At 74.0% G+C, this 14728-nt stretch carries 9 protein-coding genes; 5 read left to right on the forward strand and 4 right to left on the reverse strand.

Translation table 11 applies throughout. The features are described from left to right. The first annotated feature begins 94 nt into the window (after positions 1–94). Positions 95–874, forward strand: a complete 780-nt coding sequence (locus ACZ4TO_RS06885) for a hypothetical protein (protein WP_382788458.1) — start codon at positions 95–97, stop codon at positions 872–874. 119 nt (positions 875–993) lie between these two features. Here the strand turns inward: ACZ4TO_RS06885 and ACZ4TO_RS06890 are convergent, their stop codons facing one another. After that, positions 994–1968 carry a GntR family transcriptional regulator gene (locus ACZ4TO_RS06890; RefSeq protein WP_468023799.1) on the reverse strand — a complete coding sequence of 325 codons (975 nt, stop codon included), beginning with the start codon at positions 1966–1968 and terminating at the stop codon, positions 994–996. 405 nt (positions 1969–2373) lie between these two features. Here ACZ4TO_RS06890 and ACZ4TO_RS06895 point away from each other — a divergent pair, with 405 nt between their 5' ends. Both ACZ4TO_RS06895 and ACZ4TO_RS06900 read left to right on the forward strand, forming a co-directional pair. Then, on the forward strand, positions 2374–3285 hold the full coding sequence (locus ACZ4TO_RS06895) for a (2Fe-2S)-binding protein (RefSeq protein WP_468023618.1): 912 nt from the start codon (positions 2374–2376) through the stop codon (positions 3283–3285). A 335-nt stretch (positions 3286–3620) separates the two neighbouring features. Then, positions 3621–4661: a DUF2637 domain-containing protein gene (locus ACZ4TO_RS06900; protein ID WP_382788462.1), complete on the forward strand. Its 1041-nt coding sequence runs from the start codon at positions 3621–3623 to the stop codon at positions 4659–4661. Between the two features lie 72 nt (positions 4662–4733). On the opposite strand, the gene ACZ4TO_RS06905 is transcribed toward ACZ4TO_RS06900, so the two are convergent. Next, a complete protein-coding gene (locus ACZ4TO_RS06905) occupies positions 4734–5186 on the reverse strand; it encodes an ATP-binding protein (RefSeq protein WP_468023619.1) in 453 nt (150 codons plus the stop codon). A 216-nt stretch (positions 5187–5402) separates the two neighbouring features. On the opposite strand from ACZ4TO_RS06905, the gene ACZ4TO_RS06910 reads away from it, so the two are divergent. Both ACZ4TO_RS06910 and ACZ4TO_RS06915 read left to right on the forward strand, forming a co-directional pair. Then, positions 5403–8441 (forward strand): alpha-mannosidase, encoded by a 3039-nt coding sequence (locus ACZ4TO_RS06910; RefSeq protein ID WP_468023620.1) that lies wholly within the window; start codon positions 5403–5405, stop codon positions 8439–8441. A 99-nt stretch (positions 8442–8540) separates the two neighbouring features. Further along, positions 8541–10274: a helix-turn-helix domain-containing protein gene (locus ACZ4TO_RS06915; protein WP_468023621.1), complete on the forward strand. Its 1734-nt coding sequence runs from the start codon at positions 8541–8543 to the stop codon at positions 10272–10274. 29 nt (positions 10275–10303) lie between these two features. Here the strand turns inward: ACZ4TO_RS06915 and ACZ4TO_RS06920 are convergent, their stop codons facing one another. Together ACZ4TO_RS06920 and ACZ4TO_RS06925 are read right to left on the reverse strand one after the other, a co-directional pair. Continuing rightward, positions 10304–12046, reverse strand: a complete 1743-nt coding sequence (locus ACZ4TO_RS06920) for a pyruvate dehydrogenase (RefSeq protein WP_382788470.1) — start codon at positions 12044–12046, stop codon at positions 10304–10306. A gap of 99 nt (positions 12047–12145) precedes the next feature. After that, complete coding sequence (locus tag ACZ4TO_RS06925; RefSeq protein WP_468023622.1) at positions 12146–14377, reverse strand: protein phosphatase 2C domain-containing protein; 2232 nt, start codon at positions 14375–14377, stop codon at positions 12146–12148. Positions 14378–14728 lie beyond the last annotated feature (351 nt).

The following is a 14728-nucleotide window of genomic DNA, read 5'->3' on the forward strand; positions in this document are numbered from 1 at the left end:
GTGAAATCCTTCACCTACCCTCTTGGCCGGGCCATGTGATCCGTGCTGAGATGCCACCACTCAACAGCTCAATGGTGTGCTCGGGGAGGGCAACGTGGCGCATACCGCCATGTCTGGTACCGGAACGACTGCAGGGGACGATCCACTCCAGACCGCGGTATGGCGGCTGCGCTCGCGCGCCTGCTGGGCCGACGCGGCCGCGCTGATCCAGCCGCACGCGGCGGGGCCGGCGCTGCAGAGAGCGTCGCTGCTGGTCGAGCGCTGTCTCTACACCGAGCAGGGCTGGGCCGAGGCGGAGGACGCGCTGCGCACCGCCGAGGCGCTGGCGCAGAGCGACGACGAGCGGGGTGCCGCCGCCTGTGAGCGGGGCCAACTCGCCTACGCGGCGACCCTGCTGGGTGTGCGGGACCGGGCCGACGAGGCCCGGGCCGCGCTCGGCCGGGCCGCGGCGCTGCTCGCGCCGGGCGCGCCGGGCAGGGCGCTGCTGGACTTCCGGCGCGGGCTGCTCGCCGAGAACCTGGCGCACGCGCCGCAGGCGGCCCGCGCCGCGTACCGGCGGGCGCACGCGGGCGCGACCGCCCAGAACGACGCGCTGCTGCTGTCCTTCACCTGGCGGCACCTCGCCGGAATCGCCTTGCGCGAGGGGGAGTTGGCGGAGGCCCGGCAGGGGTTCGCCGAATCCCTGCGGATCCGGGAGGAGCTCGGGTACCTGGTCGGTACGGCACCGGCGCTGGCGTCCCTCGCCGACGCCGAGACCGAGCCGGAGGCCTCGCGGCTGCGGGCGGAGGCGGGCCGCCTGTTCCGCCTCCTCGGCGGCGTCCCCCTGTGGCTGGCAGACCAGTTGACCCCGGCCCCACCGGCGGCCACGGCCTGATCACGGCACACCAGGACGCATGTCCGGTCCCGCCCCGACCGGGGCGGGCTCCCCGGAGGAACGCACAGCTTCGGGCGGAGCGGGCTGAGCGGCGTGCGGCTCGGCCCGGGGGTCAGGCGTCAGGGGGCGCCGGTGAAGTGTTCTCGTACCAGGGACTGGACGACCGGGAGGTCCCCGGCCATCAACGCGTCCAGCAGCGCCGTGTGTTCGGCCGCGTCGGCCACCAGGTCGGCGCGGCCCCGGGAGACGGGGCCGCCGACGAGCGGCCACTGGGCGCGGCGGTGCAGATCGTCGGCGATGCGCACCAACTGCGCGTTGCCCGCGAGGGCGAGGACCGCGCGGTGGAAGGAACGGTCGGACTCCGCGTAGGTCGCGCGGCAGCCCGAGGAGGCGGCCCGCACCGTGGCCTCGGCGAGCGGGCGCAGCTCGGCCCAGCGGGCGGCGGGCACGGTGCGCGCGAGCCGGAGCATCACCGGGACCTCGATCAGACCCCGGATCTCGGCGAGTTCGGCCAGTTCCCGGGTGCCGCGCTCGATGACGCGGAAGCCCCGGTTGGGGACGACCTCGACGGCGCCTTCGAGGGCGAGTTGCTGCATCGCCTCCCGGACCGGCGTCGCCGACACCCCGAACCGCTCGCCGAGCGCGGGCGCCGAGTACACCTCGCCGGGGGCGAGTTCACCCGCGACGAGCGCGGTGCGGAGGGCGTCGAGGACCTGGCCCCGCACGGAGGCGCGCTGCACGACGGGCCGGGCGGCCTCGGCGCGGACGGCGGGGCGCGCTTCCTCCCGGTGCGCGGGACGGGCCTCCTCCCGGTGCGCGGGACGGGCCTCCTCCCGGTGCGCGGGGCGGGTGTTCGGCTCGCGGGCCGCCGGGTGGGCCTCCTCGGTGCGCCCGACGCGGGTGCCCTGGGTGTCCGGGCCGGGCCGGGTCCCGTCGGTGCGGGTGGGGCCGGCCCCCGGGCCGGTGTCGCCCGGGCGCGCGGCGGGACGCGTCTCGTCGGCGGGTGCGGGCCGGCCGCCCCCGGGGTTCGCGGCGGGGCGGGCCTCGTCCGCCCGTACGGCGGGACGGGGGTCCTCGGTGCGCGGGTGCGGGATCGGCGCCTCGCTGTGCGTGTGCTCACCGCGGGCCGAGGCCAGGACGACGGGGTGACCGGCGTCCGGCCCGGCGAGGGGCGGGGCACCGGACCCGTCGCCCGCGATTCCAGCGGGTACGGCCCTGACCCGCCCCGTGTCCACGGGTCCCGCCTGCTGCGGAACCCGGAAGGCGACCGCGGGGACGTCCGGGGCCCACGGCCCGGCGGAGCCGTGCGCGCTGCGCGGACCGGCCTGTTCCACGGTTCCTCCTCCGGGTCGGTGGTACGTCGGTGGTACGGGGGGCTCGTGACGCCGGTTGTTACCACTCCGTCAAGCACGATAGGCGCACACGGGCCCGGTTCAAACACCCGCGCGACAGGGTAAGGTAAGCCTTACCTGCCAACGATCGTGAAGCGATGGTTCCGGATGTCCACTCCCACGCTGTCGGCCGACGCCGCCACGACCGCCCCGGCGGCCCCGCCCGCCCCGGCCGGTCCGGCCGCGCCCGCCGTCGGCGTGTCGCCCGTCGCCGAGGCCTACGCGCGGCTGACCGAGGTCTTCCCCGGCCTGAGCGTCACGGAGCTGGGAGCGGGCGAAACGGCCCCGCACGGCGCGGGTTGGGCCCCCGCCGCCCGGCTCGCCGAGGGCGGCCCCGACCTCGACGCGTTCCTCGCCTGGGACGAGGCCCAGGTCCTGCGGGACTACGGCACACGGGCCCGGCCGGACGTCGTGGCCGGCTTCGGACTGCACCGGTACGCCTGGCCGGCCTGCCTGCTGATCACCGTGCCGTGGTTCCTGCAGCGCCGGGTGCCACGCCTGCCTGTGGAGGACGTCACATTCCAGCGTGAGCTCGGCCGGATGGCCGTCCGGATCACCACGTTCGCCTGCCTGCCGGACGACCCGGCCGCCGCCCTGCCGGGCGCCCGCGTCGTACCGGACGAGGACGCGCTGCGCGCGGAGGTGCGGTCCGCGGTGGCCGAGCACTTGGAGCCGCTCCTCGGCGGATTCGGGCCCCGCATGCGGCGGCGCGGCCGGGCCCTGTGGGGCATGGCCACGGACGAGGTGGTCGAAGGCCTCTGGTACGTCGCCGGCCTGCTCGGCGAGGAGCGGCGCGCGATGCGCGAGCTCGAACTGCTGCTCCCGGACTCGACCCGTCCGTACGTCGGTTCACCGGCCTTCCGTGAACTGACCGGACCCGGCGGGGAGTCCCTGCCGACCCGCGACCGGGTGAGCTGCTGCCTGTTCTACACCGTGCGCCCCGACGACACCTGCGCCACCTGCCCGCGCACCTGCGACGCGGACCGCGTCACCAAGTCGGCTGTCGCCCAGGCGAGTTGACACGAAGGGATCGAGCGCGCGACCGTACGCGCGCCGGGACCCTGACACCGGTCGCGACACCCCCGTGGAGCCGGCGCGGCACCCGGGGGCATCCTCGGATCACAGATGCTTCACACTTTCCTCACTTGTCACGGGAACCCTCCGCGGAACCATCCGTATGGGTAGTCTTATTCGTACTCAACTCCCGTCCCTCGCGCGGCAGTTCGAGCAGAAAGTCGCCCTGCGCACCTTCTTGCACTTCCTTGGCGGCCTCTTGCCCCGAAACCCCCTGAGGGCCGATGTGATTGGGCCACTATGGCGGGCGTTACGCCCTCTCCCCATGCAAGGGACCCCCGATGAGACTGACCGACATATCGCTGAACTGGCTGCTTCCAGGCGCCGTTCTGCTCCTGGGCCTGCTGGCGGCGGTGGCGGTGCTGGCACGCGGCAAGCGGTCCGGGGACAGCACGAGCAGCGACGACTCGTGGGAGCGCACCGAGGAACGCCGCAGGCGTAAGGAGGCCGTCTACGGGACCGCCTCCTACGTCCTGCTGTTCTGCTGCGCCGCCGTCGCGGCGGCACTCTCCTTCCACGGCCTGGTCGGCTTCGGCCAGCAGAACCTCGGCCTCTCCGACGGCTGGGAGTACCTCGTCCCGTTCGGCCTGGACGGCGCGGCGATGTTCTGTTCCGTCCTCGCGGTGCGCGAGGCCAGCCACGGCGACGCGGCGCTCGGCTCCCGCATACTCGTGTGGACCTTCGCCGGTGCCGCGGCCTGGTTCAACTGGGTGCACGCGCCCAGGGGCGTGGACCACGCGGGCGCTCCGCAGTTCTTCGCCGGCATGTCCCTGTCGGCCGCCGTCCTGTTCGACCGGGCCCTGAAGCAGACCCGCCGGGCCGCCCTGCGCGAGCAGGGTCTGGTACCGCGGCCGCTGCCGCAGATCCGTATAGTCCGCTGGCTGCGCGCACCCCGTGAGACGTACAGCGCGTGGTCGCTGATGCTCCTGGAGAACGTCCGGTCCCTGGACGAGGCCGTGGACGAGGTGCGCGAGGACCGGCGCCAGAAGGAGCAGAACCGGCTGCGCCGCCGCAACGAGGAGCGGGTGGAGCGGGCGCACCTGAAGGCGCTCAGCCGCGGTCACCGCGGCTTCCCCGGACGCGGGGGCGCACGCGAACTGGAGACCACGACCGTGGAGCGGGCGCCCGCCGGAGCCTCCACGGAGCCTGCCATATCCACCGCGGAGCAGCTTCCCGTACGGTCGCGGCCCTCCCTCACGCCCGTCCGCAAGAGCACCGAGCCGATCACCGTCGACCTCACCACGGAGGACGACACGATGGCCCTGCCCCGGCTCGATTCCCTGGAGCGCAAACTCAAGGACCTTGAACAGCAGTTCGGCTGAGCGGCAGACGGCACGGCGGGCCCGCCCGGAGTTCCGGACGGGCCCGCACACGACGACGGCGGCGCGGTGTTCCTACACCGCGTCGCCGTTCAGTTCGAACCACACCGCCTTGCCCACCCCGTGCGACCGGACGCCCCAGGCGTCGGCCAGGGACTGCACGAGGACGAGCCCTCTGCCGTGCGTACCGTCGTCGGCGTCCGGTACGCGCAGTCTCGGCCTGCGTCCCACGAAGTCCCGGACCTCCACGCGCAGTCCGCCCGGTCCGATCGTCGCGGTCAGGACGGCGTCGTCATCCGTGTGGATCAACGCGTTGGTGACGAGCTCACTGGTCAAGAGCTCCGCCGTCTCGGCCCTGCCCGGTTTCCCCCAGTGCCGTAAGTGTTCCCTCAGCGCCCTGCGTGCTTCGGGCACCGCCCGCAGATCCGCCTTGCCGAGCCGGCGCCTGAGCTGCGCGCCGTCCGGTCCGTCCATCGTCCCCTCGGACGCTTCCTCCACTGGTCCGGTGGAGAAGGCCCCTCTGGTCATGGGACCACCTCCTGGTGCATGCCGCTTCATGACCCCCGCCTGCGTGCCGATGTCGGGTCCCCTCTGCTCGAACACGTTCACGGGGATCCATGCCCTCTTCGGGAACCTGACAGTCATGCCGAATCGTCGGCCGGACGCCGTACGGTCACGGGTGCGCGACGCCCGCACGGGGAAGTGAAGGCAACGACAGAGCCGTCCGAGCACCGAGGAGCCGCCGTGCACGACGACCGTTCGCTGGTGGAGGCCCGTCTGGAGCGCGCGCTGCGGCAGTTCCTGCGCCCCGCCCAGTACGGGGAGCGGGTCCCGCTCACGCTCACCGTCTGGCACGTGCCGGGCGAGCCCGTGCCCGTCGGGCAGGCGCTCCAGGCCTCCTACGAGCCCTTCACGACCGGCACGGTCTGGGGAAAGCCCTGGTCGACGAGCTGGTTCCGCATCGAGGGCCGGGTGCCCGGGGAATGGGCGGGGCGCCGCGTGGAGGTGGTGATCGACCCCGGGTTCACCGGGGACGGGCCCGGCTTCCAGGCGGAGGGACTGCTGTACGACACCTCGGGCGTCCCGCTCAAGGGCATCCACCCGCGCAACCGCCACCTGACGGTCGGAGCACCGGCACACGGAGGCGAGGCGGTGCGCCTGCTGCTGGAGGCGGCCGCGAACCCCGCCGTCCTGCACGGGTTCGAGCCCACGCGTCTGGGGGACGTGTTGACCGCGGGAGATGGGCCGATCTACCGATTCGCGTCTGCCGATCTCGCCGTACTGGACGAAGAGGTGTGGCATCTGGTCCTCGACATCGAGGTCCTCTCGGAGCTGATGTACGAGCTGGACCCGCAGCGGCCGCGCCGGCACGAGATCCTGCGCGCCCTGGAGAACATGCTCGACGCCCTCGATCTGCACGACGTGCCCGGCACGGCCGCGGCGGCGCGGGCCGAACTGGCGGAGGTGCTGGCGCGGCCCGCGTCGGCCAGCGCGCACCGCGTCTCGGCGACCGGACACGCGCACATCGACTCGGCGTGGCTGTGGCCGCTGCGGGAGACGGTCCGCAAGGCCTCCCGGACCTTCGCCAACGTCACCGCGCTCGCCCTCGACTACCCGGAACTGGTCTTCTCCTGCTCCCAGGCCCAGCAGTACGCCTGGGTCAAGGAGCACCAGCCGCACATCTGGGAACGCATCAAGAAGGCGGTACAGGACGGCAATTGGGCTCCCGTGGGTTCCATGTGGGTGGAGTCCGACGCCAACATGCCCGGCGGTGAGGCGCTGGCCCGGCAGATCGTGCACGGCAAGCGGTTCTTCCGGGAGGAACTGGGCGTCGAGACCGAGGAGATCTGGCTGCCGGACTCCTTCGGCTACACGGCCGCCTTCCCGCAACTGGCCGAGCTCGCCGGCGTCCGCTGGTTCCTCACCCAGAAACTGAGCTGGAACCAGACCAACAAGATGCCCCACCACACCTTCTGGTGGGAGGGCATCGACGGAACCCGGGTCTTCACCCACTTCCCGCCCGTCGACACCTACAACTCACAGTTCCACGGCCGTGAACTCGCGCACGCCGAACGCAACTTCGCCGAGAAGGGCCTGGCCACCCGCTCGCTCGCCCCGTTCGGCTGGGGCGACGGCGGGGGCGGCCCGACCCGCGAGATGCTGGAGAAGGCGCGCCGGTTGCGGTCCCTGGAGGGCTCGCCCACCGTCCGGATCGAGAAGCCGGAGGCGTTCTTCGCCGCCGCCGAGGAGGAGTACGGGGCGCACGCGCCCGTGTGGTCGGGCGAGCTGTATCTGGAGCTGCACCGGGCCACCTACACCACGCAGGCCAAGACCAAGCAGGGCAACCGGCGCTCCGAACACGCCCTGCGTGAAGCCGAGTTGTGGTGTGCCACGGCCGCCGTGCGCGATCCCTCGTACAGCTACCCGTACGACGCGCTGGACCGGCTCTGGAAGACCGTGCTGCTCCACCAGTTCCACGACATCCTGCCCGGCTCCTCCATCGCCTGGGTGCACCGGGAGGCACGCGAGACGTACGCGCGGGTGCTCGCGGAGCTCGAGGAGATCACCGCGGAGGCCCTGCGGGCCCTGGGATCCGGCTCGCCCGCGGTGCTGAACGCGTCGCCGTACGAGCGGACCGAGGTGGCCGGGGACGGGGTGGTGACCGTGCCCGGTCTGGGAACCGCCGTCCTGCCCGCGGGGCCCGGCACCGGCCCCACCGTGCGGGCCGAGCGGCACGACGGCGCCTTCGTGCTGGAGAACGACAGGCTGCGGGTACGGATCGACGCCGACGGGCTGCTCACCTCCGTACGGGATCTCGCGCACGGCCGGGAGGTGCTGTGCGGCCCCGGCAACCTGCTCCAGCTCCACCCCGACCACCCCAACGCCTGGGACGCCTGGGACATCGACCGGCACTACCGGCGCACCCGCACGGACCTGACGTCCGCCGAGTCGGTGGAACTGGTGGAGAGCGGGCCGCTGCGGGCCACCGTGCGCGTCATCCGGACCTTCGGCTCCTCCCGGATCGTCCAGGAGATCGGGCTGACCGCCGCGAGCCGCCGGGTGGACATCGTGACGGACGTCGACTGGCAGGAGTCGGAGAAGGTCCTCAAGGCCGCGTTCTCGCTCGACGTCCACGCCGAACGCTCCGCCGCCGAGATCCAGTTCGGTCACGTCCACCGGCCCACCCACGCCAACACCGGCTGGGACGCGGCCCGTTTCGAGATCTGCGCCCACCGCTGGCTGCGGGTCGCGGAGGAGTCGTACGGCGTCGCGGTGCTCAACGACTCGACGTACGGCCACGACGTGACCCGTACACCGCACGCCGACGGCCTCGGCACCACCGTCCGGCTGACCCTGCTGCGGGCCCCGCACAGCCCCGACCCCGAGACCGATCTGGGCACGCACCGGTTCACGTACGCGCTGCTGCCGGGGGCCGGTGTCGGGGACGCCGTGGCGGAGGGACTCGCGCTCAACCTGCCGCTGCGCCGGGCCGCGGTGCCGGAGTTCGAACCGCTGGTGAGCGTCGACGACCCGGCCGTCACCGTCGAGTCGGTCAAGCTCGCGGAGGACCGCAGCGGCGATGTCGTGGTGCGGCTGTACGAGTCACGGGGCGGGCGGGCCCGCGCGAGGGTGACCGCCGGTTTCGCGGTGGCCCGGGCCGAGGTGACGGACCTGCTGGAACGGCCCCTGCGCCAGGCCCCGGCCGAGATCGAGCTGCGACCGTTCCAGATCCTCACCCTGCGCCTGCGGCCCGCACGCGGGGACGAGGGCACCGACGTGTGAAAGGCGGGACCCGCGACGGTGGAACCATCCCGGGCGTCCCGGCCTCTCTTTCTGGGGAGTGTCCGGGGCGCCGTCCCGGGACGAGAAGCGGGGGAAACGATGTCATCCCGGGACGATGCCGAGGAATTCGCGGCGATGCTGCGGCGCCTGAAGACGGGCTCCGACCGCAGCTACGCCGCGCTCGCCCGTCACCTGAACATGAACGCCTCGACGCTGCACCGGTATTGCTCGGGCGAGGCCGTGCCGCTCGGGTTCGCGCCCGTCGAGCGGTTCGCCGCGCTGTGCGGAGCGGATCCGGCCGAGCGGGTCGAACTCCACCGCCTGTGGATCCTCGCGGTGGCTGCCCGCCAGCGGGCCCGGGCGACGGGCGCCGAGTCCGGACAGGCCACGGGCGAGGCCCGCACGCCGGAAGCCGGGCGGGAGATGACGGAGGCCCCGGAAGCCGGACGGAACACGACGGACGCCGCGGAAGCCGGGCGAGACACGACGGGCGCCGCAGAGGCCGGGCGGAACACGACGGACGCCGCAGAGGCCGGGCGGAACACGACGGACGCCGTGGAGGCCGGGCGGGACGCCACGCGAGCCCAGGAGACCAGGCCGGAGGCGACGCGGACCCCCGAGGCCGGGCCGGACGCGATGCGAACCCCCGGGGCCCGGCCGGACGCGGCGCGAGTGCCGGGACACGGGATCCGGGCGGACGGCGCCGAAGCGCGCCCGCCGGCCGACGGAATCGGGGCGAACGGCGCCGACGTGCTCCTGTCGGCCGACGGGCTCGGCGTCGACGGGGCCCTGCCGCCGTCGGCGGAGCGACACCCGGCCGAAGTCCTGCCGCCGGTCACGGACTTCGGGCCCGGTTCCTCGGACCGCACCGGGGAAGGCTCCCGCGGCGCCTCCTCCGTACCGTCCGCGGCGCCGCGTAAGCGCCGGTTCAGGCGTCGCGCCGCGGTCACCGCGGCCGTGGTGACCGCTATCGTCGCGACCCTGGGCAGCCTGTCCGCCCTGCCCTCCGGGCACTCCGGGAAGGACGCCGCCGACCGCGTGGTCGGCGCGCCCACCGGGAAGGCGACGGGCGAGCGGCGCGGCTCCGCGACCCCGTCCGCGTCCCCCTCCGCCACGCACGGACGGCCGTCCGGCTCCCCGTCTCCGAGTCCGTCGGGCAGTCATGACACCTCGCCGAGCCCGTCCGCGAGCCCCTCCCCCACCGGCGTCTCCGCCGGGCCCCCGTTCACCTGGACCGTGAACTCCCATCGCTGGGCGGTCGGTTGCGGTCACACCTACGTCATCGACAAGACGCCCGACCAGGTGCCGCCGCCCCCGGCCCCGCAGGACGCTTCCCCCTGGGCGCAGACGCAGAACGCGGTGCACGGCGGCGAGACGATCGTCGACTTCACCGTGCAGGGGCGCTCCGACGCGGCCGTGGTGCTGGAGGCGCTGCGCGTGCGCGTCGTCGGCCGCTCGGCCCCGCTGAAGGGCATCGCCTACGCCACGGGTGGGGGGTGCGGCGGCAGCATGGGCGTCGGCTCGTTCACCGTCGACCTGGACAAGGACCGGCCGGTCGCCCGCCCGGTGGCGAGCGACGACGACGGAACGGGCTCCCGGATTCTGGCCCCGCCCTTCCGGGTGTCCGTCAGGGACCCCCAGATGCTGATGGTCGACGCCCTGACGACGGGCTGCGACTGCCGCTGGTATCTGGAGCTCGACTGGTCCTCGCGGGGCCGCACCGGCACGGTCCGCATCGACGACCAGGGTGTCCCGTTCCGCACCAGCGGCATCAAGGGCCTGCCCTACTACTGGTACCGGCAGAACGGCTGGGCCCTGACCAGCGCCGACTGAACGCGGCCCGCGTCCCGCCCAGCGAGGCTCTACGGGCGGGGCACGTTGCGCAGGTTGGAGCGGGCCATCTGCACCATCCGGCCCACCCCGCCGTCCAGCACGATCTTCGACGCCGAGAGCGCGAAGCCCGTCACCATGTCCGCGCTGATCTTCGGCGGGATGGAGAGCGCGTTCGGGTCGGTGACGACGTCGACCAGGGCCGGGCCCTTGTGGCGGAAGGCGTCCTTGAGGGCGCCGGCGAGGTGCTTGGGCTTCTCGACCCTGACGCCGAACGCCCCGCAGGCGCGGGCCACCGCCGCGAAGTCGGGGTTCTTGTTGTGGGTGCCGTAGGAGGGCAGCCCGGCGACCAGCATCTCCAACTCGACCATGCTGAGGGCGGAGTTGTTGAAGAGGACCACCTTCACCGGCAGGTCGTACTGCACGAGGGTGAGGAAGTCGCCCATCAGCATGGAGAATCCGCCGTCGCCGGACATCGACACGACCTGGCGTCCCGGATCGGTGAACTGGGCGCCGATCGCCATCGGCAGCGCGTTCGCCATCGACCCGTGCGAGAACGAACCGATCACCCGGCGGCTGCCGTTGGGCGAGATGTAGCGGGCCGCCCAGACGTTGCACATACCGGTGTCGACCGTGAACACCGCGTTCTCGTCGGCCAGTTCGTCGAGCACCGAGGCGACGTACTCGGGGTGGATCGGGACGTGCCGGTCGACCTTGCGGGTGTACGCCTTGACGACCCCTTCGAGGGCGTCCGAATGTTTCTTCAGCATTTTGTCGAGAAAGCGCCTGTTCCCCTTGGGCCGCACCCGCGGGATCACACAGCGCAGCGTCTCCCGTACGTCCCCCCACACCGCCAGGTCCAGCTTCGACCGGCGCCCCAGGTTCTCCGGCCGCACGTCGACCTGGACGATCTTGACGTCGTCGGGGAGGAAGGCGTTGTACGGGAAGTCGGTGCCCAGCAGGACGAGGAGGTCGCACTCGTGGGTCGCCTCGTAGGCCGCTCCGTAGCCGAGGAGTCCGCTCATCCCGACGTCGAAGGGATTGTCGTACTGAATCCATTCCTTGCCGCGCAGCGCGTGCCCGACCGGCGATTTGATCTTCCCGGCGAACTCCATGACCTCGGCGTGCGCGCCCGCCGTGCCGCTGCCGCAGAACAGGGTGACCTTCTCCGCCTCGTCGATCATCGCGACGAGCTTCTCGATCTCGGCGTCACCCGGCCGGACGGTGGGCCGGGAGGTCACGAGGGCGGTCTCCACGGGTTTGTCCGGGGCGGGCTCGGAGGCGATGTCGCCCGGCAGCGACACCACGCTGACGCCGGAGCGGCCCACCGCGTGCTGGATGGCGGTCTGGAGCAGCCGCGGCATCTGCTTCGGGCTGGAGATGAGCTCGCTGTAGTGACTGCACTCGCGGAAGAGCTGGTCGGGGTGGGTCTCCTGGAAGTAGCCGAGGCCGATCTCGCTGGAGGGGATCTGCGAGGCGAGGGCCAGGACCGGGGCCATGGAGCGGTGCGCGTCGTACAGGCCGTTGATCAGGTGGAGGTTGCCCGGTCCGCAGGAACCGGCGCAGGCGGCGAGCCGGCCCGTGATCTGGGCCTCGGCTCCCGCGGCGAAGGCGGCGGTCTCCTCGTGGCGGACCTGGATCCAGTCGATGGCCGCGTTGCGCCGGATCGCGTCCACGACCGGGTTGAGGCTGTCGCCGACGACTCCGTACAGCCGCTCGACCCCCGCGCGGACGAGGATGTCGACGAACTGCTCGGCGACGTTCTGCTTGGCCATGCCGCACACACCTCTTCGTGATCCTCGGATCTCGCGTACCCCGGGTCCCCCTCGTTCCCCGGCTCATCCGTCGGATCCATGAATTCACACGCGGCGCGGTTACGCCTCCCACACGGCGGCGGCCGTCCGGTCGTCGGCGTACCCCTTGACCCGCGCCGACGCGTCCGCGAGGAACGCGGCGAGACCGGGCGGATCGCCCACCGACCACCGGGTCGTCAGGTACTCGGCGAGTTCGGGCTCGCCGCGCAGCGGCTCCGCGAGGCCGCCCGTGCACAGCAGGAGCGTGTCACCCGGGCGGGCTACGGAGGCCCGGAACCGGAAGGGGGCGCGCGGCGGGCCGGGGGCCGGTTCGTAAGGGCTCGGCGGTGTCGTGATGCCGAGGTCCATCGTGAGCCGGTCGCCCTCGGGGGTCTCGTGGGGCGGCGACCCGAAGCCGACGACGGCCTCCCCGGCCGTGTCGGCGACCCGCGGTTCGATGTCCTGCCACTCGCCGTCCCGCAGCCGGAACAGGCCGCCCGCCCCGACGCCGAAGAACACCCGGGTACGGCACTCGGGATCGGCCGGCAGCAGCAGACAGCGCAGGCCCGCCGTGTACTCCTCCGGTTCGACGCCCTGCTCCGCCGCGCTCGCCCGCAGCTTGCCGAGGCTGCGGTCGGTGAGCCGGTGCAGTCCCGACTTCAGCTCGCCGCGCCGGGCGGCCCTGATGTCGGCGGCGAGCCGCTCGTGGCTGCGCCCGACGGCCTGCCCGATCCACCGGCACGCCTCGGCGGCGGCCCGGTGCGCGCCCGGGGTGGCACGCGCGCCCGTCGCCATCGCCACCAGCACGAGCGCCTGCTCGCCCGTCCCGAACCGGGCGGTGAGCAGCGCGTCGCGGCGCGGCTCGCCCCGGTAGCGCGCGGAATCGCCGCGGACGGAGGCGGCCCGCAGGGTGCTCGTCCCGTACCGTGCGCCGTCCAGCACGGTGTCGGCGACCAGGTCGGCGAGTTCGTCGGGTTCGACGGCCGGCAGCGCGGTGGGTTCGGAGGCGTAGGTGGGCGGGCCGGATCCGACGTGTCCGGCGGCGGGCGGTGGCTCGACGACGGACAGGACCGGCTCCCGGGGCTCGTCGGTCGGCAGATCCTCGGGGGCCGACTCGGTCGGCGGGGTCCGGAAGCCACCGGTGGTGCTGGGCAGTGCGTCCGCCGCGGGTTCGGGGCCCGTCGCGTCCGGGGGTACGAGGGGGGCCGACGCGGGTTTCGGCGGCACGTCCGGGGCCGTACCCGCCGCGGGCTCCCGGTCCGCGGGAGGCGCCGGGGGTGTGTCGCTCCGGGCGCCTCGGGAGTCGTGCGGGGCGGGTTCCCGCGCGGTGAAGCCCGGCGGTTTCGGACCGGGCGGCAGGGCCGAGGGGGCGGCCGGTGCCGGGCCCGGGGGCGGGAGCTCCCAGGACGGGGGCTCCCAGGGGGTCGGCTCCCAGGGGGTGGGCTCCCACGAAGCGGTCTCCGAGGCGGGCGCCTCGCGGCCGGACGGGCCGACGCCGGTGCCGGGCCCCGGCACCGGGCCGCGCTCCCAGCGTCCCGGCCGCGAGACGGGTTCGCCGGAGGGCGACTCCTCGGGAGGGTCGCCGCCGGGCCGGGCGGCGGAGGCCGAAGTACCGCCTGCCGGGCCGGGCTGACGCGGCGAGGTCGGCTCGGTCGTGCCCTGGAGTCGCGCCGATCCGGCGGGAGGCTGGGTCGGCAGCGGGGGCGGCTGCCTCCCGGCCTCGGGCGCCGAGGGGTCCGGGACGGTGGGAGGCCGCTCGGGGCGCGGCGGACCGTCGAGCCGTGCGCCGGGCCGCGGGGCGGTCCCGCGCCCAGGGAAGGCCGCCGCGTCCGCGGCGGACCTCGGGTCGTCGGCGGACCACGCGTCCGGCGAGGCGGGCGTCCGGGGCGGCGCGTCCTGCGGGGGCGTCCGCCTCGGGGCGGGCGGCACGTCCGAGGTGGGCGTCCGGGGTGGCACGGGCGGCTGCCCCGACGTCGGTGTACGCCTCGGCGCGGGCGGCGATGCCGGCGTCCGTCCCGACGCGGGCCGCGCGTCCGGGGTGGGCGTCCGTCCCGACCCGGCCCGCGGCGCCGGTGTGCGCCCCGGCGCGGAACGAGCGGCGGACGGTGGCGTTCGCCGCGACCCGGGGCCGGCGTCCGGCCCTGTGTCGGGAGCCGTGTCGAGGCCGTCCCCGAGCGTCCCGGACGCCGACGCGAACCGGTCGTCGAGGGAATCGGCGACGGCCGCGGGCCCCGTGTCCTCGGTGGAGTCGTCGTACAACTGCCGCCACCAGTCGTCCTCGTGACCGGTCGGCTTCTCCCCCTGCTGGCTCATGCTCCCGATTGTCCACCGAGAGAGCCGGTTGAAAACGGGGCATCCGGAAAAACCGGCCAAGACGCGGACCGTCGAACGGCGAACGGTCGAACAGGAATCCGCGCCGGAACGTGCGAACGCCCGGCCGCCGGACGGCCCCACCCCCCACGGGAGGACCGCCCGGCGGAGCCTGGGCGACCGAGGCCCCACCCGCCGTGGACCGGCCGGGCCGCGGTCCGGACGACCGACTCGCCGCCGGTCACGGCCGGTTCGGCACCGGCTTCGTCCCGGGAGGCGACGGGACTCCCGACCCTCCGCCCTCCGGGGCCGGTTCACGAACGCCGGTCGGCACCTCGGTGACGTGAGCTTGTC

The organism is Streptomyces sp. NPDC028298 (assembly GCF_055565895.1).